The organism is Variovorax sp. V93 (assembly GCF_041154485.1).
Taxonomy (GTDB): Bacteria; Pseudomonadota; Gammaproteobacteria; order Burkholderiales; family Burkholderiaceae_C; genus Variovorax; species Variovorax beijingensis_A.
On record NZ_AP028669.1, the window covers coordinates 2,668,549 to 2,687,049 of the forward strand.

The following is an 18,501-nucleotide window of genomic DNA, read 5'->3' on the forward strand; positions in this document are numbered from 1 at the left end:
AGGGTACGCCCCTATGACGGAAGTACCTGAAACCGTGGTTTGTCCGGGCTGCGACGCGGTCTTCAGCCGCGCGCCCCTGAAGCCGCGCGAGGTGTCGCGCTGCGCCCGCTGCGGCACCGAGCTCTACCGCCACGCGGGCGACCAGCAGCGCCGCATCCTGCCGCTGACGGTGGCCTCGCTGATCATGTTCGCCATTGCCAACCTTTTCCCGATCGTCGAGATCGAGCTGCAGGGCCTGCGCAGCCAGACCACGCTGGCCGGCGCGGTGCTGGTGCTGAGCCGGGAGGGCATGTCGGTGGTGGCGCTGCTGGTGCTGGCCACGACGCTGCTCTTTCCGCTGATGCAGCTGTGCATCCTGGCCTACCTGCTGGTGCCGCTCAGCCGCGAGCGTCGCCCGGCCGGCTTTGCGATTCTGGTGCGCGCCATGCAGATGCTGCGGCCCTGGGGAATGATCGAGGTGTTCCTGCTCGGCGTGCTGGTGGCGATCGTCAAGCTCTCGAGCATGGCGAGCGTGGTGGCGGGGCCGGCGCTGTGGGCTTTCATGGCGCTCACGGTCATGCTCACCGCCGTGCTCTCATTCAATCCCAATGCCTTCTGGGAAATGACTTTTCGCCCGCCCGGCGAATCCGGCGAGCCCGGCAGGGAGGCGGCGTGAGCGCAGGCGAATTGCAGGCCCCGGACGAGGGCGAAGCGCCGATGGCCACGGCCAGCGCGCTGGGCCTCGTGGCCTGCCCGCACTGCGATGCCGTCTGGCGCGGCGCCGCCGAGGGCGAGCCCTGCGGGCGCTGCGGCACGCACTTGCACACGCGCAAGCCCTACAGCCTGAACCGCACCTGGGCCTTCCTGATTGCGGCATGCATCATGTACATCCCGGCCAACCTGCTGCCGGTGATGATCACGCGCACGCTGTTCGGCGCGCAGTACGACACCATCCTGAGCGGCGTCATCTATTTCTGGGTGTCGGGCGCCTACGGGCTCGCGGCCATCATCTTCATTGCGAGCTTCCTGGTGCCGCTGTTCAAGCTCACGGTGCTGATCCTGCTTGCCTTGCTGGCGCAGCGCGGCAGCAGCTGGCGCCGGCCCGAGCGCGCCAGGCTCTATCACATCATCGAGATCATCGGCCGCTGGTCGATGCTCGACGTGTTCGTGGTGTCGCTGCTCACCGGGCTGGTGCAGATCCAGGGCTTTGCGGTCATCAACGCGGGCGTGGGCATTGCGGCCTTCGGATCGGTGGTGGTGCTGACGATGCTGGCCTCGCTGAGCTTCGACCCCAGGCTCACCTGGGACAGCAGGCAGGAACGGCAGCAGGAAGCCGAACGGGAACGCCGGGAACCGGCACGCGACAACAGGGAACACAAGCCAGCATGAGCGACGACGAAGCCAGACCCCCCAACGATCCATCGCCCCCGTCCGGGCTTCCTCCGCCGCGCGTGGTGCGCCGGCGCGAATGGCTGCCCTCGCTGATCTGGCTGATCCCCATCGTGGCCGCGCTGGTCGGCGTGATGCTGGTGGTCAGGATCCTGATGCAGCGCGGGCCCGAGATCGTGCTCACCTTCAACACGGCCGAGGGCCTGGAGGCCAACAAGACGGCCGTCAAGTACAAGGACGTGCAGATCGGCACGGTGCAGAGCCTGCGGCTCGCACGCGACCGCTCGCATGTGCGCGTGACCGTGCAGCTCAGCAAGGAGGCCGAGAGCTTCACCGCCGAGGATTCGCGCTTCTGGGTGGTGCGGCCGCGGCTCGACACATCGGGCATCTCGGGCCTGGGCACCTTGCTGTCGGGCGCCTACATCGGCGCCGACGCGGGCGTGTCGAAGGAAACCGCGAGCGAGTTCAAGGGGCTGGAGATGCCGCCGATCGTCACGCGCGATGCCTCGGGCCAGCAGTACCTGCTGCGCGCTACCGACGTGGGCTCGCTCGACGTGGGTTCGCCGGTGTATTTCCGGCGCATCAAGGTGGGCCAGGTGGCGGCCTACGAACTCGACGGCGACGGCCGCGGCGTGACGCTGCGCATCTTCGTCAATGCGCCCTACGACAAGTTCGTGGGCGTCAACACGCGCTTCTGGCAGGCCAGCGGCATCGACGCGCAGCTCAGCGCCAGCGGCTTCACGCTGCGCACGCAGTCGCTCGCCACCATCCTGCTCGGCGGCATTGCCTTCCAGGCGCCCGATGACGCCATGGGCCCGCTGGCCAAGGAGAACACGGCCTTCACGCTCGCGCAGGACGAAACCGCGGCCATGAAGGAGCCCGACGGTCCTCCGCAGACGCTGCTGATGTACTTCAACCAGTCGCTGCGTGGCCTGGCGCCGGGTGCACCGGTCGATTTCCGCGGCGTGGTGATCGGCGAGGTCAAGTCGATCGGCGTGGAGTTCGACCGCGCCGAGCGCGAGTTCCGCATGCCGGTGCTGGTGCAGGTCTATCCGGACCGGCTGCGCCGCCGCGCGGGCGAGAGCGGTGTGGAGTCGCGCGCCACCCAACAGGAGCGGCTGCGCTTCCTGGCCGAGAAGGGGCTGCGCGCGCAGCTGCGCAACGGCAACCTGCTGACCGGGCAGGTGTACGTGGCGCTCGACTTCTTCCCCAAGGCGCCGCCCGCCAGGATCGACATGGCGAAGAACCCGATCGAGCTGCCCACCATCGCCAACAGCCTGGACGAGATCCAGTCGCAGGTGCAGGAGATCGCGAGCAAGCTCAACAAGGTGCCCTACGAGCAGATCGCGGCCGACCTGCGCACCACGCTCGCCTCGCTCAACAAGACGCTGGCCAGCACCGAGCAGGCGGTGAGCCGCATCAACACCGACCTGACGCCCGAACTGGCTGCCGCCATGAAGGACGTGCGCAAGACGGTCAACAGCGCCGAGCGCACGCTGGCCGACGACTCTCCGCTGCAGCAGGACATGCGCCAGACGCTGCGCGAGCTGACCCGCGCCGCAGGCTCGGTGCGCGTGCTGACCGACTACCTCGAGCGGCATCCCGAGTCGCTCTTGCGCGGCAAACCGGACGACAAGAAATGAAGAACAGGAAAAAGCTGCTTCCGCTCGCGGTCATCGCAGCGCTGGTGGTCCTCGCGGGCTGCGCGAGCAAGCCCGACAACTACTACACGCTGGCCAGCGCGGTGCCGGCTTCGGAAGCGGCACCGCCGACCCTCGGCACCGCCGCGCCGCTCTACATCGAGCTGGCGCCGGTGGCGGTGCCCGAGCGGCTCGCACGGCCGCAGATGGTGGTGGGCCGGGCGAACGGCAGCGTGCAGGTCGACGTGCTCGAGCAGCACCGCTGGGCCGCATCGTTCGAGAACGAGCTGCAGGACGCGCTGGCCAGCGGCATCGCGGCGCGGCTCGGCGCGCTCGATGTCACCAAGGGCGGCCGCCAGTCTTCGCAGCCCGTGTGGCGCATCGCGGTGCAGGTGCGCCGGTTCGACGCGGTCGATGGCGGCCGGGTGGACGCGGGCTTCAACTGGACGCTGCGGCGCTCCGACCAGCCCCGCACGATGGCCTGCCAGCTGGACGTGGGTGAAGCGGTTGGGGGCGGCATCGATGCGGTGGCGCAGGGCGCGCAGCGCGTCACCGCCGCGGCGGCCGCGGCCATTGCGCGCAGCGTGAACGCGGCGCGGGCGGATCCGGCGGCGACTGCCTGTCCGACCTGATTCTTTCTCGCTTCCCCCCGGGGGAGGGCAGCCCCCATCCCAGCCTTCCCCCGGCGGGGGAAGGAGCAAGACAGGCATCTGCTTCTGGAAGATGGATCGGAGATCACCATGGCACAGATCGGAAAGGCGCCCTGCGACAACACGCTGATCCTGCACGGCACCGCGGCGCGAGAGGGCGAGGGCGCCTGTCCCGAAGCCTCCAAGCCCTGGGTGCTGGCCGCGGCCATCGTGGGCTCGAGCATGGCCTTCATCGACGGCACGGTGGTCAACGTGGCGCTGCCGGCCATCCAGGCCGACCTGCGGGCCACGGCGTTCCAGGCGCAGTGGGTGGTCGAGTCCTATGCCTTGCTGCTGGCGGCGCTGCTGCTGGTGGGCGGCGCGCTCGGCGACCACTTCGGGCGGCGCCGCATCTTTGCGATCGGCGTGGGCATCTTCGCCGTTGCTTCTGTGGCTTGCGGGCTCTCGGGCAGCGTGCAGCAGCTGATTGCCGCGCGCGCGGTGCAGGGCATCGGCGCGGCCTTGCTGGTGCCCGGCAGCCTTGCGCTCATCAGCGCCGCATTTCCCGAGAAGGAGCGCGGCAAGGCCATCGGCATCTGGTCGGGCTTCAGCGGCATCACGGCGGCCGCGGGGCCGGTGCTGGGCGGCTTCCTGGTCGATCATTTCTCGTGGGCCTGGGCCTTCCTCATCAATGTGCCGATGGCGCTGCTGGTGCTGTGGATCGCATGGCGCCACGTGCCCGAGAGCCACGGATCATCGGCCAGCGGCGGGCTCGACCTGGTGGGCGCACTGCTGGCCACCGCCGGGCTCGGCGGCATCGTCTACGCGTTCATCGAGGCGCCCACGCGGCACTGGAGTTCGCCCGCGGTGCTGGCGGCGCTGGGCATCGGCATCGCCGGCAGCGCGGGCTTCATTGCCGCCGAGCGCAGGGCACGCACGCCGATGCTGCCGCTCGCGCTGCTGCGCATCGGCAACTTCAGCGGCGCCAACCTGCTGACCCTGCTGCTGTATGCGGCGCTCGGCGGCGGGCTGTATTTCTTCCCGCTCAACCTGATCCAGGTGCAGGGCTACTCCGCCACCGTGGCGGGCGCGGCGCTGCTGCCGTTCATCCTCATCATGTTCGCGCTCTCGGGCTGGGCCGGCCAGCTGGTCGACCGCTTCGGCCCGCGACTGCCGCTGGTGATCGGCCCCGCGATTGCCGCGGCGGGCTTCGCACTGTTCGCGGTGCCCGGCGTCGAAGCGAGCTACTGGCGCGGCTTCTTTCCCGCGGTGGTGGTGCTGGGCTTCGGCATGACCGTGACCGTCGCGCCGCTCACCACCACCGTGATGAACGCGGTGGGTCCGGAGCAGGCGGGCGTGGCCTCGGGCGTCAACAATGCGGTGTCGCGCGCGGCCGCGGTGCTGGCCATTGCGGTGTTCGGCGTGGTCATGGCCTGGGCTTTCGACGGCGCCCTGGCCGAGAGCCTGCGCGGCATGGGGGCCTCGCCCGAGGCGACGGCATTTCTCGAAGGCGAGCGCAGCAAGCTGGCCGGCGCAGCACTGCCGCCGGGCGTCGATGCGGCCACCGCCGCGGCCATGAAGAAGGCCGTGGCTGAATCCTTCGTCGCGGGCTTTCGCTGGGTGATGCTGCTGAGCGCGGGGCTGGCGGTGCTCAGCGCGTTGAGCGCCTGGCTGATGATTGGCGGGGTGGCTGCAAAAGAACACGGCAGCGGCATGTAGAAAAGTCGCCTTGCGGCTGCTATTGCCGGGGCATCAGCTCATAGAAATCGAACCCGTTGCTGCGCCCGCCAAGGCACTTCGCCAGGGTGTCTTCGATCTTGCGCCATTGCGCGAGCCGGTTGCGCCACTTGCGCACACTGTGGCCCTCGTCAGGAAAGCTCATGTACTCGACCGGCCGACCGAGCTTCTGGAGCGTGGCCACCACGTCCTCAGAATCCTGCCGCAACACGCGCACGTCGTTGGCACCGTGAATCACGAGCAACGGCGCGGTGATGCGGTCGATCTGCGAGATGGGCGAATCTTGCAGCATGCGGGCGCGCTCCTCCGGCTTGTTCACATCGCCGAAAAAGACGGCGAAGTAGTGGCGGTTGCGCCAGAAAGGCGGCCAGTTCTCGATCACGCGGGGCCAGTTGGCGACGCCCACCAGGTCGACGCCGCAGCGATAGTCGTGCGGCTTCTGGATAAGCTGGGCAAGGACCGAGAAACCGCCGAAGCTGCCACCAAGCACGGCCATCCGTTTCGGGTCGGCCACGCCCTGGTCGACGGCCCATTGCACGGCCTCCGCGATATCGCGCTGGAGCCGTCCGTTGGTTTCGCGTGCGCCGGCCATCATGAAGGCTCGCCCATAGCCGCTGGAGCCACGGTAGTTCACGTAGAGAACGGCGTAGCCCCGGTTCGCGAGCATCTGCGTCGGCGTGAAGCCGGCGGACTGCCATGAGTCGCGGACCCAGGGGCCGCCGTGGACGTTGACTACGAGCGGCACGGGCCCCTGGACACCGCGTGGGCGCACCAGATAGCCGTGTATCACCAGGCCGTCGGACGCCTTGAAGGAAAACGGCTCCATGGGCGAGAAGAGGTCGGCGGTCGGTTCGCGCGGTGGCGTGAGCCGCGTGAGTTGACCGCTCGCGCGGTCCAGCAGTAATTCGACACCTTCGTTCTCGGTGGTCGAGCGCAGCACGATGCGGCGCATGTCGTTGGCCATGCTCGCGGGGCGCGTGATGACGGGCTCAGCCTCCAGCCAGCCGCGCTCCCGGGCCGTCTTCACGGCACCGGCCACTTCACCGCCCAGCATGCTATCGAGAAAGGCAATACGTGGGCGGCCGGGTTCGGAAACATATGCTATCGGCGCCCCCTGCTGTGGCGGGAACACGCCGTAGTCGAGATCGACTTCGGCATCTTCCGCGAGCAGCTTCTCGGTGCCGGTGGCGAGATCGACCTCAACCATGGCAAGCTTGTCGCGTCCCACATTCGTCAAGGCCCAGAGCCGGCCCATGCCGAGATCGACGCGCTGCGGCCAGAAGGAATCGAATGCCTTCACCGTTCTGAAGGCGCGCCAACTGCCGTCGGGCTGGCGCAGTTCCAGCAGCCGGTCCGAGCCGTCGGCGCTTCCGAGCTGCCGCATCCGGCCCGCGAGTTCGCGCCGCGTGTCGATGAACCAGGCCAGCACGCGACTGTCGGGATTGCTGCGCGCAATTTCGCGCACGGTGCGCGTGCGGGCATCGCCTTCGAAAAGATCCATGCTGGAGCGGTCCCGTCGATTGCTCGCGAAGAGAAAAGTGGCGCTGCCTGGCGCGCCCCATCCCAGCATCGTCGAGCGCACGCCTGGCCAGGGCGTCACGGCCCACGGCTTGGCGCTTGGAGCCTCGGTGTCGAGCACGAAGATCTGCGTGTTCTCGTCCCCCGTGAAATCCTTGAGATAGGCCAGGTGGCGGCTGTCGGGCAGCCACATGTAAGTGGGCCCGGACACGAACGGTCGGGCGAGCGTGCCGATCGCGAAGGTTCGGGTGCTCGCGCTTTTGATCTCGGCGGCATCGGACGTCTTGCGCACGCCAAGCCCGACGTCGGTGCCGACCGCCTGCACCCATACGAGCTGTTGGCCATCGGGTGAAAGAACATGGCCGTTGACTGCATCGATGTTCGCTACGAAGCGCCGCATCGGCACAAGAGGCGGAAGCGTGTCGTCCTGCCGCGCCGACACCAGCGAGGGGTGCGTGGGACCGGTGGCGCAGCCGGCGAGCAGTACTGCGGCGCCGCACAGGGCCGCCAGGGCGGCGTAGCAACGGCTTGGGAGTCGGATGTTTCTCATGCTTTTCGTCCCTCGTGAATGTTCGGGTGTGCGGTCAGGGCCCGGATTCTGCGGGCGGCAACCTTTGGCTTTGCCAAAGGTTTGCTCGCGCACAATGGCCAGGTGCACATCCTCTTGATCGAAGACGACCTTGAACTTGGCCGCGCCCTGCAGGCCGCGCTCAAGGTCGACGGCCTGAGCAGCGAATGGCGCCGGCGAGCGGTGGATGCACCGCGCGAACTGGACGGGAGTGCCTTCGACTGTGTGCTGCTCGACCTGTCGCTGCCCGACGGCAGTGGCTTCGACCTGCTCGCTCGCTGGCGGCGCGAGGGCAGCAGCCTCCCGGTCATCCTGATCACCGCCCGATCGGCGGTGGAAGACCGGCTGGCCGGACTCGACGGAGGCGCTGACGATTTCGTGATCAAGCCCTTTGCCACCGCCGAACTGATTTCGCGCATACGCGCCGTGCTGCGCCGCTCGGCGCGGCAGGCCAGCGAGGTGTGGACCCTGGGCGCGCTGGCCATTGAACCACGCCGGCATGTGGCGTACTTGAACGGCGAGCCGCTGGAACTGTCGCCGCGCGAATTCCGGCTGCTGCTCGAACTGGCGCGCGAGCCGGGCGCGGTGGTCGCCAAGGGTGTGCTCGCACAAAAGTTGGAGCCATTGGGCGAGCCGGTGGATTTCGCCGCGGTGGAGGTGCATGTGTCCAACCTGCGGCGCAAGATCGGCGCCGCCATGGTGCACACGGTGCGCGGCGTGGGCTACATGCTCGTGTCATGAGCAGGCTGTGGCGCCCCTCGCTCGTGCAGCGGGTGTTTCTTGCGGTGCTGCTGGCGTTCGTTTTCGTGCTGCTGGCATTGCAGGCGTACATGTACATCAACTTCCGGCAGTCGCTGACCGTCGACCAGGGGCTGAGCAAGCTCGGCAGGTCGTTGACCCAAGCGATCTCCCAGCTCGACGACGAAGCGCGCGTGCGCGACGTGGTCGCCTCGGCCGAAACGATCTACAAGACCATGCGGATCAGCGGCAACCCGGCAGGGACGCTCCGGTTCCAGCTGTCGGACCGCGGGGGCAAGCTGATTCATTCATCGCCGGAACTGCGCGGCGAGATCCTGGCCGGCCCGCTGCGAAAGGTAGCAACGCAGCACATCGATGGCGAGGCGTATTGGGTTTACCAGGACGAGACCCCGCGCTGGTCGCTGCGCATTGCAGAGCCCGAGCGCACGTTCGCCAAGGTGCTGCCCAACAACACGCGCAGCGTCCTGCCTTACCTGCTGCTCGCCTTTCCTATCGTGCTGTTGCCGGTCTGGCTTGCGGTGAAGCACGGCTTGCGGCCGTTGCGGCGCCTGGCCGACGGCATCGGGCGTCGCAAGGCATCCGACCTTTCGCCGCTTGGCGTCGATCCGCCCTATGCGGAACTCAGGCCGCTGGCCTCCGCACTCGAACGCATGCTGCAGCAGCTGCGCGACAAGGTAGAGCGCGAGCGTGCGTTCGTGCATGACGCCGCGCACGAACTGCGAACACCAATGGCGGTCATTGCGGCACAGGCGCATGCGCTGGCTGGCGCGGACAGCAGCGAGAGCCGCGGCCGTGCCCAGGCTCATCTGGAGCAGGCGATCGCGCGGGCCTCCCACCTGACGCAGCAACTGCTCGATCTTGCGCTGCTGGACGATGCCCAACCCGCAGTGCCGAAGCACGTCGACGTTGCGCAGCAGGCCCGCGAGATCCTCGCGCAGGCAGCGCCGCGCGCCATGGCGCGCGGCATCGAGCTGACATTCGATGCGCCGGACAGCCTGGACGCGTCCATCGACGTGCCCGCGTTCCAGTCGATAGTGGAGAACCTGCTCAACAACGCGGTTCGGTATGTGCACGACGGTGCGCACGTGGCAGTGACGCTGCGCGCCGAAGACTCGGCAACCTTGGTGCTCACGGTGGCCGACGATGGTCCCGGTATTCCTGCGGACGAACATCAACGGGTGTTCGAGCGCTTCTATCGCGCAGCGGGCCACGAAGCGCCTGGTTCCGGCTTGGGCCTTTCCATCGTCAGGCAGGCTGCTGGGCGCATGGGGGGTGGGGTGGAAGTGACCGAGGGCCTTTCGAACCGGGGCGTGGGGTTCCGTGTCGTGCTGCCCTCGGGCGCGAGGGATTGACAAACTCCCCGGGTTGCCTCGATACTGAACCTTTCGGTTCATTATCAAAGACTCAGGAGATCCCATGCAGAAGATCGTTCCCTGCCTCTGGTTCGACGGCAACGGCGAAGACGCGCTCAAGTTCTACAGTTCGATCTTTCCGAACTCGCGCGTGACCGACAGGCTGTTCTGGGGCGACACCAATCCGAGCCTCAAGGGCTCGCTGCTGACCGCCACCTTCGAGCTCGATGGGCAGGCGTTCATGGTGCTCAACGGCGGGCCGCAGTACAAGTTCACGCCGGCCATCTCGATGCTCGTGCAGTGCGAGACACAGGCCGAAGTGGACCACTACTGGGACAGGCTGCTCGAGGGCGGCGGCCAGCCGGTGCAGTGCGGCTGGCTCACCGACCGCTACGGCGTGTCGTGGCAGGTCGTGCCGATGGCGATGGTCCGGATGTTCCAGGACAAGGATTCGGCCAAGGCCGCCCGCGCGATGCAGGCGATGATGAAGATGATCAAGCTCGATCTCGCCGCGGCGCAGAAAGCATTCGACGGCGAGTGAGCAAGCGCCGTCCCTACACCAGCCGCCGGATCGCCTTCCTGCGCCACACCAGCCGGTAGTAGGCCGTCTGCAGCAGCAGCATCGCGCCGAAGGTCACGGGGTAGGCCCACCAGATGCCGTTGAGCCCGATGCGGTGGCTCATGAACCAGGCCACGGGCACCTCGATGCCGATCAGGCAGAGGATCGAGATGGCCGTGGGCACCAGCACCGAGCCGCTGGCGCGCATGATCCCCGAGATGGCCGAGGCCATGCCGAAGATCACGAGGCTCCACAGCATGATGTGCAGCAGCGTCTGCGCGATCTCGATCACCGGCGCGCTGGTGATGAAGAAGCCCATGAGGTGGCGCGAGAACAGGTAGCCCAGCAGCACCAGGCCGCCGGTCAGCACCAGGTTCATGAGCAGCGCGGTCCTGGCGATGGCGCCCAGCCGGTCGGCCCGGCCCGCCCCGATGGCCTGCGCGCCAAGGATGGACGCCGTGATCGCGATCGAGATGGCCGGGAACTGCACGTAGGCCACCACCTGGTTCACCGCGCCATAGGCGGCGGTGGCGCTGGAGCCATAGCTGTTGACCAGCGACAGCAGCGCCACCTCGGCCAGCGCCACCACGATCATCTGCACGCCCGTGGGTATGCCCACCTTGAGCACGGCCTTCAGCAGCTTGGGATCGATGCGCAGGTGGCGGATGAACTCCGCATCGGGCGCCAGCGGACTGCCGCGGCGGCGCAGGCGCCAGCCCAGCCACAGCGTGGCGAGCACGAAGGCCAGCACCGAGGCCCAGGCCGCGCTCGCAACGCCGAGCTGCGGCAGGCCGCCCCAGCCGCGGATCAGCGCGGGCGTGACCACGAGGCCGGTTCCGGTGGAGATCAGCAGCGTGAGCAGCGGCGTGACCGTGTCGCCGACGCCGCGCAGCATGGCGGTGGAGAGCAGGAACACGAACAGCCCCGGCATCGCGATCAGCATGATGCGCGCGTAGCGCGTGGAGTCGGCCAGCACGTCGGGCGGCGTGCCCAGGAAGGCCAGCAGCGGCGTCGTGAAGGCGCCGCCGAACACGGCCACCGCCAGCCCCAGCAGGATGCCCACCGACAGCGCGGTGCCCGCAATGGCCTTGGCCTTGGCGGCATCGCGCGCACCCCAGGCCTGGCCGATCAGCACCGAGGCGCCGGCGCCCAGGCCGATGACGAAGGCGATGAAGAAGAACATCACCGGAAAGAAGCTCGACACGGCCGCCAGCGCGCCGACGCCGATCATCTGGCCGATGTAGATGTTGTTGATGGTGCCCGACATCGACTGCAGGATGTTGCTGAGCAGCATCGGCGCGAGGAAGAACAGGAAGGTCTTCCACAGCGCGCGCGGCGCGCCCACGGGCGCCACCGGCGTGCCGTGCAGGCCGCTCTGGCCGGTGGCTGCGCTTTCAGGGCTTGCTCTCATGCGGTGGTGCTCCATCCGGCGGCGGACAATTTTTGAAGGTGGATGCGCAGGTCCGCAGGCCAGGAGCCGATCAGCGCCTCGAAGCGCTCGCGCTCGCCCGCGAACAGCGCGCGGGTGGCCTCCTCGAAGCCGGGCAGGGCGCCGGCGATCGCGGTCATGAAGCGGTAGGCGGCTTCACGCGATGCGCGCACGGCGTCGCGGTCGGCGTTGACGCGGCTCGCTTCCTGGACCAGCCGCCGCAGCGCGACCGAGGCGCCGCCGGGCTGGCGGTTGAGCCAGTCCCAGTGGCGCGGCAGCAGGGTGACTTCGCGCGCGACCACGCCGAGCTTCGGGCGGCCCACGCCTCGCGGGGTTTCTTCGGGGACCTCGGCGCCGGCTGCATGCGCCACCACGCCGGCCCGGTGGTGCACGTCGAAGTCGAGCAGTTCACCGGTCTGTTCGTTGAACACGAGATAGGGCGTGTCGTCCTTGCGCTCGCGCAATTGTGCGAGCACGTCGGCGGTGCTGCCCTGGGCGATGCACTTGAAGGCCGCAAAAACTATCAGGTTGCCGGGTGGCGTGTCGGATGGCATGTCGGATTTCTTTGTTCTTCGGGGGCGGTCGAAACGGGCGGCGTCAGTAATCTACCCGTTGGACCGCTCGGTCGTACGGCGTGCCGTCGTGGCAAAGCGCAAGGAGCGCAGCGTTGATCTGCGACAGGTTTTCCGGAGCCAGCGATTTCACCGTATCGGCACAGATTGCTTCGGCGGTCGTGACGGCAGCTTGCATCAATTTTCTGCCGCCGGGGCGAATGGCTGCGTGGCGGCCGTCTCCATTGGCGCCAGCCGTGCGTTCGGCCAGTCCCGATTTTTCGAGCAGGACTATTTTGCGAATCAACGCCGAAACCGGCAACCCCAGGGATCGGGCAAGGTCGGCCGCCGGCATGCGGCCGCCTTCGGCGCCTAGGAGCCGATGAAGCAGCGTGAAGTCTTCGTAGTTCAGGCCATGGAAGGCGCCCAACTCCTCCTGGAGCTTCAGGTTCAGGCTGGCGTGGGCGCGGCCGATGTTGAGGCACAAGGCCAGCGGATCGATGCTCATGGCGCGTCGTAGCCCCGGTCGCCGTGGCACTGAAGCTCCTCGCGCCAGAGCACAAGGAGCTTTTCGAGCTCCGCGGCGCGGTCGAAGGCCGGGTCGTCGCGTTCCTTGACGCGGTCGATCACCTCGAAGCTGAAGTTCGCCGCACCGTGCGCGGCCCAGTCGCGCACCAGCGCCTTGTTGCGATGCGAACCCAGGCCGAGTTCGAAGCGGGCGCGGTTCATGGCTCCCTCCACATCGAGGCTGCCGGCCACGTAGAGGCGGCCGCTGAGGGTGTTGCGGATGGCGAAGACGCCCGCGGGGCGGACCGTTTCCTTGTATTTCCTGGCGAGGGCGCGCCTCGTTTCCTGGGGCATGTTCATGCGCCATATATTACCCGGGTAAAATAAAAACACAATATACCCGGGTAAAAATAGGCGATCACCCCTCGCGCACCCGCCGCCATCCCCGTGCGAGCCGGCGATTGAGGGCCCGCACCACGCGCCATGGCCGGCTTTCGCGCACAAGCGCCAGCACATGGTCCTTCCAGGCTTTCCAGCGCGGATACCAGCGCGCGAACAGCGGAATGCGCATGAGCGCGGGCTCCACCAACTGGAAGATGCGCGCGACGAAGGCGGTGCCGACCAGCTTGGCGGCGACCAGCACCGTCACGCCGCTCGCGGCATGGCCGCGGCCGAACAGGAACAACGCAAGCACCTTGACCGGCAGCAGCAGGAGCACCGGCAGCAGGAAGGCCAGCAGCGCGGCCCACGGCGGCAGTTCGCGCAACCGGTTCTCGAGCCGCGCCCAGAGCGGCAGCCGCGCGAGGCGGCGCACCAGCGCGGCGAGCGGCTCCCAGCCCCACTCCTCGAACAGCAGGATGGGGACGAGCAGCGCCGCGGCAAGGGCGCGCAGGAAGCGGATGAAGAAGCGCATGGCCACGGCATTGTGACCGCGGGCCGATGCGCACTCGCTCAGGCCTGGTCCGCCAGCGTCTGGTGCACGCCCAGATCGCGCAGCGCACGCAGCTGCGCGGCCACGGCCGAAACGAAGCGCGGGTCGCTCCCAAGGTCGTTGCCGAACACCGGCGCGAAAGCCGCGAACACGGCCACGCGCGCTTCGTCGGCCTGTGCCGGCTCGGCCGCAGCTGCTGCGCGCTCGGCCGCTGCGCAGCGTTCGGCCAGCGCATCGGCGAGCGGGTCCTGGATTTCGTGGCGGCGGCCCCGTTCGTCGACGCCGCGCAGGTAGTTCAGCCAGGCCGCGACGGCCAGCGCGAGGCGGTCGATCGAAGCGCCCGCGGCCAGGCGCTCGCGCACGGTGCCCAGCAGGCGCTGCGGCAGCTTCTGCGAGCCGTCCATTGCGATCTGCGCCGTGCGGTGCGCGAGCGCCGGGTTGGCGAAGCGTTCGAGCAGGCGGCGGCGGTACGCGTCGAGATCCAGGCCGGGCAGCGCCGGCAGCGTGGGCGCGATCTCCTCGCTCATCAGGCGATCGAGGTAGCGGTGCAGGGCCGGGGCGGCGACCGCGCGGTCCACGGTGTCGAGCCCCGCCATGGCGCCCAGGTATGCAAGCGCCGAATGCGCGCCGTTGACCATGCGCAGTTTGAGCGTCTCGAAGGGGCGCGCGTCGGGCACGAAGCGCGCGCCGTCCGCATCCCAGGCCGGTCGGCCGGCCGCGAAGTCATCCTCTATCACCCATTCGAGAAAGCGTTCGCCGACCACCGGCCAGGCGTCCTCCAGACCGAGCGCGGCGTTGACTTGCGCGCGGTCGGCTTCGGTGGTGCGCGGCACGATGCGGTCCACCATCGAGCAGGGAAAGCTGCAGTGTTCGGCAATCCAGCGTGCCAGCTGCGGATCGACGCGCTGCGCAAAGTCGAGCACCAGGCCGCGCAGCAGTTGGCCGTTGGAGGGCAGGTTGTCGAGCGACAGCAGCGTCACGGGCGCCAGCCTGCGCAGCTGCCGCAGGCGCAGGCCCGAAACCAGGAAGCCGAGCGTGCCGCGCGGCGCATCGGGGCGCGCGAGGTCGTGCAGCACGTCGGGATGGTCGGCGCGCAGCGCGCCGGTGGCCGGGTCGTGGCAATAGCCTTTTTCCGTGACGGTGAGGCTCACGATGCGGGTGGCCGGATGCGCGATGCGCGCGAGCACCGCCGCCGGGTCCTCGGGCGCGACCTGCACGCCGAGCAGGCAGCCGATGACCTGCAGCGACGCGCGCGGCATGCCGGCCTCGTCCACGTCGCGCAGCGCGAGCGTGTAGAGGCCGTCTTGCGGCGCGAGCGCATCGCGTGTCTCGGGGCTGCGCAGCGACACGCCCGCGATGCCCCAGCGCAGGTCGCCGCTCGCATGCAGTGCCGCTTCGTTGACGGCGGCCAGGTGCCCGCGCTGGAACGCGCCGACGCCGAGGTGGACGATGCCGGCCTCGAGTGCAGCGCGGTCGTAGGCAGGGCGCGCCACCGCGGGCGGCAGCGCGGCCAGCGTCTGGGCATTCAGCCTGGGCATGGCGCTCACCAGTTCCACAGCGTGCCGTCGTGCTGCAGGCGGTTCACCGGCAGGTAGGCGCGCTTGTAGGGGTACTTGGCGGCCAGCGCCTCGTCGATCTCCACGCCGTGGCCGGGCACGTCGCCCGGGTAGAGCATGCCCTGGTCGAAGGTGTAGGCGTGCGGGAACACGGCATCGGTCTCCTCGGTGTGGCGCATGTACTCCTGGATGCCGAAGTTCGGCACCCACAGGTCGAAGTGCAGCGCCGCGCCCATGCACACGGGCGACAGGTCGGTGGCGCCGTGGCAGCCGGTGCGCACCTGGTAGAGCGAAGCCAGGTCGGCAATGCGGCGCAGGTGCGTGATGCCGCCGGCATGGACCACGGTGGCGCGGATGTAGTCGACCAGCTGGTTCTCGATCAGCGCCTTGCAGTCCCAGATGGAGTTGAAGATCTCGCCCACCGCCAGCGGCGTGGTGGTGTGCTGTCGGATCAGGCGGAAGGCGTCCTGGTTCTCGGCCGGCGTCGCGTCCTCCATCCAGAAGAGGTTGAAGGGCTCCAGCGCCTTGCCCAGGCGACCCGCCTCGATCGGCGTGAGGCGGTGGTGCACGTCATGCAGCAGGTGGTGCTCGAAGCCGAGCTTCTCGCGGATGCGCTCGAACAGCTGGGGCGTGTGGCGCAGGTACTTCTCGGTGGACCAGTCGTGCTCGGAGGGCAGGTCGGCGTCGGCCGGTTCGTAGAACAGCGTGCCCTTGCCGACGCCGTAGACCTTCTCCAGGCCCGGCACGCCGCTCTGCGCGCGGATGGCCTTGTAGCCGGCGTCCGCATAGCGCAGCACCTCGTCCACCGTGTGCTCGATGTCGCTGCCGTTGGCGTGGCCGTAGACCATCACGCCGGTGCGGCTCTTGCCGCCCAGCAGCTGGTACAGCGGCAGGCCCGCGGCCTTGGCCTTGATGTCCCACAGGGCCGTGTCCACCGCGGCGATGGCGGTCATGGTGACCGGGCCGCGGCGCCAGTAGGCGCCCTTGTAGAGGTACTGCCAGATGTCCTCGATCTGGTGCGCGTCGCGCCCGATCAGGCAGGGAATGACGTGCTCGGTGAGGTAGGCGGCCACGGAGAGTTCGCGCCCGTTGAGCGTGGCGTCGCCGATGCCGGTCAGGCCTTCGTCGGTTTCGATCTTGAGGGTGACGAAGTTGCGGCCGGGACTGCAGACGATGACGCGGGCGTTGGTGATTTTCATGATGGAAGCGAAAGAATGGCGGATGCGGCGTTCGGTGGTCAGCCGTTCCAGCCGAGGTGGCCGAGGAAGTCGCGCGTGCGCTCCACGGTGGGGTGCTCGAAGATCTGCGCCGGCGGGCCCTGCTCGATGATGGCGCCGGACTCGAACACCACCACCCAGTCGGCCACGCGCCGCGCAAAGCCCATTTCATGCGTGACCACGATCATGGTCATGCCTTCCTGCGCGAGCTTCTGCATCACGCTGAGCACTTCGCCCACCGTCTCGGGGTCGAGTGCGGAAGTGGGCTCGTCGAACAGCATCACTTCCGGCTCCATGGCCAAGGCGCGGGCGATCGCCACGCGCTGCTGCTGGCCGCCGGAGAGGTTGGCCGGGAAGCTGCCGGCCTTGGCGGACAGGCCGACCTTCTCCAGCAGCGCCATGGCGCGCGCCTTGGCCTCGGACTCGCGCATGCCCAGCACGGTGATCGGGCCCATGGCCACGTTGTCGAGCGCGGACTTGTGCGGGAACAGCTCGAAGCTCTGGAACACCATGCCCATGCGCTGGCGCACCTTGCGCACCGCCGATTCCTGCGCGGGCAGCGGCACGCCGTCGATCAGCACGCGCCCGCCGTTGATGGTTTCCAGCGCATTGGTACAGCGCAGCAGGGTCGACTTGCCCGAGCCCGAAGGGCCGATCAGGCACATCACCTCGCCCTTGTGGACCTGCAGCGAGACGCCGTCGAGCGCCACGAAGTCGCCATAGAGCTTTCGCACCTCTTCGTAGACCAGCACCGGCGGCTGGTCGGCGTTCTTGCGCGCGGGGGCGCGGGTGATGTCGTTGTTCATTCCTTGACTCCGTATTTGCGGTGGATCCAGTCCACCAGCTTGGCTTGCGGATACCCCATCAGCCAGTAGAGGACGGCCATGGCGGTGAGCATTTCCAGCACGCGGAAGGTCTGCGCGCGGATCTGCATCGCCGTGTAGGCCAGTTCGCTCACGGCGATGACGGACACCAGCGAGGTGTCCTTGAAGAGCGAGACCCAGGTGCTCGCGATCACCGGCAGGATGCGGCGGCCCGCCTGCGGGATGACCACCTTGAACATGGCCTGGCGGCGCGACATGCCCATGGCGAGCGCCGCCTCCAGCTGCCCCTTGCGGATGGAATTGATGCCGGCACGGAAGGTCTCGGCGTTGTAGGCCGAGACGTTGAGCACCAGGGCCACCAGCGCGGTGACGAGCGGCGAGAGCTGGAACTCGACCGCCATCGGCATCACATAGAAGACCCAGTAGATCACCAGGATCAGCGGCAGGTTGCGGAAGAACTCCACGAAGCCGAGCGAGGCGGACTGCAGCAGCCTGTTCGACGACAGCCGCATCAGCGCCAGCATGATGCCGCCCGGCACGGCCAGCAGCATGGTCAGCACCGTCAGCCCCACGGTGAGCGCCGCGCCTTCGAGCAGGGCCTGGCGGTGCGTCCAGATCACGGACCAGTCGAAAGTCATGGGATGGCCCTCTTCATCATGAACGTCCCAGGTGCGCGACGCGGTGGTACAGCCGGTCGATGCCGCGCGTGACCGGGAACAGGATCGCGAAGTACGCCACCATCACCGCGGTGAACACTTCCACCGGCCGGTAGCTCTGGCCCGCCACCGTCTCGGCGCGGTGCATGAGCTCGGGCACGGCAATCACCGTGGCAATGGCCGTGTCCTTGATGGCAATGGTGAGGATCGAGCCGAAGGCCGGCAGCATGCGGATGGTGGCCTGCGGCAGCAGCACCTTGCGCAGCAGCTGCGCGCGCGACATGCCCAGCGCCAGTGCAGCGCGCGTCTGGCCGGGCCGGATCGACTCGATGCCCGCGCGGATCACCTCGGCCGCATAGGCCGCGATGTGCAGCGTCAGCGCGATCACGGCGGCCCAGAACGGCGCGAAGGTGAAGCCCACGAGCAGCGGGAACGCAAAGTACATCCACACCAGCACCACCAGCACCGGAATGGCGCGCATGGAGTCGATGTAGAAAACGAGCAGCGGGCGCAGCCAGCCGGGGCCGTACAGCCGCAGCAGCGCGATCGCCAGCCCCGCGAGGATGCTGGTGACCGCGCTGATGAGGCTCAGCGCGACCGTCACGCCCAGGCCGCTGGCGAAGAAACGCCAGTTGTCGGCAATCGGGGAAAAGTCGAATTCCATGGAAGCTCCGCGAGAGGGAGGGAAGGGCGGCGGGAT

At 68.4% G+C, this 18,501-nt stretch carries 19 protein-coding genes; 8 read left to right on the forward strand and 11 right to left on the reverse strand.

The features are described 5' to 3' along the window. The first annotated feature begins 13 nt into the window (after positions 1-13). From ACAM54_RS12630 to ACAM54_RS12650, 5 genes are all read left to right on the forward strand, one after another. Positions 14-655 (forward strand): paraquat-inducible protein A, encoded by a 642-nt coding sequence (locus ACAM54_RS12630; RefSeq protein WP_369650894.1) that lies wholly within the window; start codon positions 14-16, stop codon positions 653-655. Further along, positions 652-1,368, forward strand: a complete 717-nt coding sequence (locus ACAM54_RS12635) for a paraquat-inducible protein A (protein ID WP_369650895.1) — start codon at positions 652-654, stop codon at positions 1,366-1,368. Before ACAM54_RS12630 ends, ACAM54_RS12635 begins: the two co-directional genes overlap by 4 nt. Further along, entirely contained in the window at positions 1,365-3,011 is a 1,647-nt protein-coding gene (locus ACAM54_RS12640; protein ID WP_369650896.1) for an intermembrane transport protein PqiB, read from the forward strand. Before ACAM54_RS12635 ends, ACAM54_RS12640 begins: the two co-directional genes overlap by 4 nt. Continuing rightward, positions 3,008-3,640, forward strand: coding sequence for a membrane integrity-associated transporter subunit PqiC (locus ACAM54_RS12645; protein ID WP_369650897.1), 633 nt, complete (start codon positions 3,008-3,010; stop codon positions 3,638-3,640). Before ACAM54_RS12640 ends, ACAM54_RS12645 begins: the two co-directional genes overlap by 4 nt. A gap of 108 nt (positions 3,641-3,748) precedes the next feature. Further along, positions 3,749-5,356, forward strand: coding sequence for an MFS transporter (locus ACAM54_RS12650; RefSeq protein WP_369650898.1), 1,608 nt, complete (start codon positions 3,749-3,751; stop codon positions 5,354-5,356). Positions 5,357-5,375: 19 nt separating this feature from the next. On the opposite strand, the gene ACAM54_RS12655 is transcribed toward ACAM54_RS12650, so the two are convergent. After that, positions 5,376-7,442 (reverse strand): prolyl oligopeptidase family serine peptidase, encoded by a 2,067-nt coding sequence (locus ACAM54_RS12655; RefSeq protein WP_369650899.1) that lies wholly within the window; start codon positions 7,440-7,442, stop codon positions 5,376-5,378. A gap of 102 nt (positions 7,443-7,544) precedes the next feature. On the opposite strand from ACAM54_RS12655, the gene ACAM54_RS12660 reads away from it, so the two are divergent. The 3 genes from ACAM54_RS12660 (at position 7,545) to ACAM54_RS12670 (ending at position 10,112) form a co-directional block, all read left to right on the forward strand. Continuing rightward, positions 7,545-8,201: a response regulator gene (locus ACAM54_RS12660; protein WP_369650970.1), complete on the forward strand. Its 657-nt coding sequence runs from the start codon at positions 7,545-7,547 to the stop codon at positions 8,199-8,201. Next, positions 8,198-9,571 carry a sensor histidine kinase gene (locus tag ACAM54_RS12665; protein WP_369650900.1) on the forward strand — a complete coding sequence of 458 codons (1,374 nt, stop codon included), beginning with the start codon at positions 8,198-8,200 and terminating at the stop codon, positions 9,569-9,571. Before ACAM54_RS12660 ends, ACAM54_RS12665 begins: the two co-directional genes overlap by 4 nt. 64 nt (positions 9,572-9,635) lie before the next feature. Beyond that, positions 9,636-10,112, forward strand: coding sequence for a VOC family protein (locus ACAM54_RS12670; RefSeq protein ID WP_369650901.1), 477 nt, complete (start codon positions 9,636-9,638; stop codon positions 10,110-10,112). A 13-nt stretch (positions 10,113-10,125) separates the two neighbouring features. On the opposite strand, the gene ACAM54_RS12675 is transcribed toward ACAM54_RS12670, so the two are convergent. The 10 genes from ACAM54_RS12675 to ACAM54_RS12720 all read right to left on the reverse strand — a co-directional run bounded on the left by ACAM54_RS12675 (position 10,126) and on the right by ACAM54_RS12720 (position 18,465). Beyond that, entirely contained in the window at positions 10,126-11,541 is a 1,416-nt protein-coding gene (locus ACAM54_RS12675; RefSeq protein WP_369650902.1) for an MATE family efflux transporter, read from the reverse strand. Next, the gene (locus tag ACAM54_RS12680) at positions 11,538-12,113 is read right to left on the reverse strand and encodes a DUF2239 family protein (RefSeq protein WP_369650903.1); all 576 of its coding nucleotides are present in this window, start codon (positions 12,111-12,113) and stop codon (positions 11,538-11,540) included. Before ACAM54_RS12680 ends, ACAM54_RS12675 begins: the two co-directional genes overlap by 4 nt. Positions 12,114-12,156: 43 nt before the next feature. Further along, positions 12,157-12,618 carry a MarR family winged helix-turn-helix transcriptional regulator gene (locus ACAM54_RS12685; RefSeq protein WP_369650904.1) on the reverse strand — a complete coding sequence of 154 codons (462 nt, stop codon included), beginning with the start codon at positions 12,616-12,618 and terminating at the stop codon, positions 12,157-12,159. After that, positions 12,615-12,971: a GIY-YIG nuclease family protein gene (locus ACAM54_RS12690; RefSeq protein WP_369650905.1), complete on the reverse strand. Its 357-nt coding sequence runs from the start codon at positions 12,969-12,971 to the stop codon at positions 12,615-12,617. Before ACAM54_RS12690 ends, ACAM54_RS12685 begins: the two co-directional genes overlap by 4 nt. Positions 12,972-13,035: 64 nt before the next feature. Continuing rightward, complete coding sequence (locus ACAM54_RS12695; RefSeq protein ID WP_145747456.1) at positions 13,036-13,530, reverse strand: hypothetical protein; 495 nt, start codon at positions 13,528-13,530, stop codon at positions 13,036-13,038. 38 nt (positions 13,531-13,568) lie between these two features. Further along, positions 13,569-15,086, reverse strand: a complete 1,518-nt coding sequence (locus ACAM54_RS12700) for a mannitol dehydrogenase family protein (RefSeq protein ID WP_369650906.1) — start codon at positions 15,084-15,086, stop codon at positions 13,569-13,571. 5 nt (positions 15,087-15,091) lie between these two features. Further along, positions 15,092-16,303 (reverse strand): D-mannonate dehydratase ManD, encoded by a 1,212-nt coding sequence (gene manD, locus ACAM54_RS12705; protein ID WP_369650907.1) that lies wholly within the window; start codon positions 16,301-16,303, stop codon positions 15,092-15,094. A 38-nt stretch (positions 16,304-16,341) separates the two neighbouring features. Then, positions 16,342-17,127 (reverse strand): amino acid ABC transporter ATP-binding protein, encoded by a 786-nt coding sequence (locus tag ACAM54_RS12710; RefSeq protein ID WP_369650908.1) that lies wholly within the window; start codon positions 17,125-17,127, stop codon positions 16,342-16,344. Continuing rightward, entirely contained in the window at positions 17,124-17,783 is a 660-nt protein-coding gene (locus ACAM54_RS12715; protein ID WP_369650909.1) for an amino acid ABC transporter permease, read from the reverse strand. Before ACAM54_RS12715 ends, ACAM54_RS12710 begins: the two co-directional genes overlap by 4 nt. A 16-nt stretch (positions 17,784-17,799) precedes the next feature. Continuing rightward, positions 17,800-18,465 carry an amino acid ABC transporter permease gene (locus tag ACAM54_RS12720; protein WP_369650910.1) on the reverse strand — a complete coding sequence of 222 codons (666 nt, stop codon included), beginning with the start codon at positions 18,463-18,465 and terminating at the stop codon, positions 17,800-17,802. Positions 18,466-18,501: the final 36 nt, after the last annotated feature.

Bases quoted from the DNA above. Each gene is read 5' to 3' on its own strand.
- ACAM54_RS12645 (WP_369650897.1), top strand. From the start codon at position 3,008: ATGAAGAACAGGAAAAAGCTGCTTCCGCTCGCGGTCATCGCAGCGCTG.
- ACAM54_RS12695 (WP_145747456.1), bottom strand. From the start codon at position 13,530: ATGCGCTTCTTCATCCGCTTCCTGCGCGCCCTTGCCGCGGCGCTGCTC.
- ACAM54_RS12665 (WP_369650900.1), top strand. From the start codon at position 8,198: ATGAGCAGGCTGTGGCGCCCCTCGCTCGTGCAGCGGGTGTTTCTTGCG.
- ACAM54_RS12670 (WP_369650901.1), top strand. From the start codon at position 9,636: ATGCAGAAGATCGTTCCCTGCCTCTGGTTCGACGGCAACGGCGAAGAC.
- manD (WP_369650907.1), bottom strand. From the start codon at position 16,303: ATGAAAATCACCAACGCCCGCGTCATCGTCTGCAGTCCCGGCCGCAAC.
- ACAM54_RS12640 (WP_369650896.1), top strand. From the start codon at position 1,365: ATGAGCGACGACGAAGCCAGACCCCCCAACGATCCATCGCCCCCGTCC.
- ACAM54_RS12700 (WP_369650906.1), bottom strand. From the start codon at position 15,086: ATGCCCAGGCTGAATGCCCAGACGCTGGCCGCGCTGCCGCCCGCGGTG.
- ACAM54_RS12715 (WP_369650909.1), bottom strand. From the start codon at position 17,783: ATGACTTTCGACTGGTCCGTGATCTGGACGCACCGCCAGGCCCTGCTC.
- ACAM54_RS12675 (WP_369650902.1), bottom strand. From the start codon at position 11,541: ATGAGAGCAAGCCCTGAAAGCGCAGCCACCGGCCAGAGCGGCCTGCAC.
- ACAM54_RS12720 (WP_369650910.1), bottom strand. From the start codon at position 18,465: ATGGAATTCGACTTTTCCCCGATTGCCGACAACTGGCGTTTCTTCGCC.
- ACAM54_RS12690 (WP_369650905.1), bottom strand. From the start codon at position 12,971: ATGCCCCAGGAAACGAGGCGCGCCCTCGCCAGGAAATACAAGGAAACG.
- ACAM54_RS12710 (WP_369650908.1), bottom strand. From the start codon at position 17,127: ATGAACAACGACATCACCCGCGCCCCCGCGCGCAAGAACGCCGACCAG.
- ACAM54_RS12680 (WP_369650903.1), bottom strand. From the start codon at position 12,113: ATGCCATCCGACACGCCACCCGGCAACCTGATAGTTTTTGCGGCCTTC.
- ACAM54_RS12630 (WP_369650894.1), top strand. From the start codon at position 14: ATGACGGAAGTACCTGAAACCGTGGTTTGTCCGGGCTGCGACGCGGTC.
- ACAM54_RS12685 (WP_369650904.1), bottom strand. From the start codon at position 12,618: ATGAGCATCGATCCGCTGGCCTTGTGCCTCAACATCGGCCGCGCCCAC.
- ACAM54_RS12650 (WP_369650898.1), top strand. From the start codon at position 3,749: ATGGCACAGATCGGAAAGGCGCCCTGCGACAACACGCTGATCCTGCAC.
- ACAM54_RS12655 (WP_369650899.1), bottom strand. From the start codon at position 7,442: ATGAGAAACATCCGACTCCCAAGCCGTTGCTACGCCGCCCTGGCGGCC.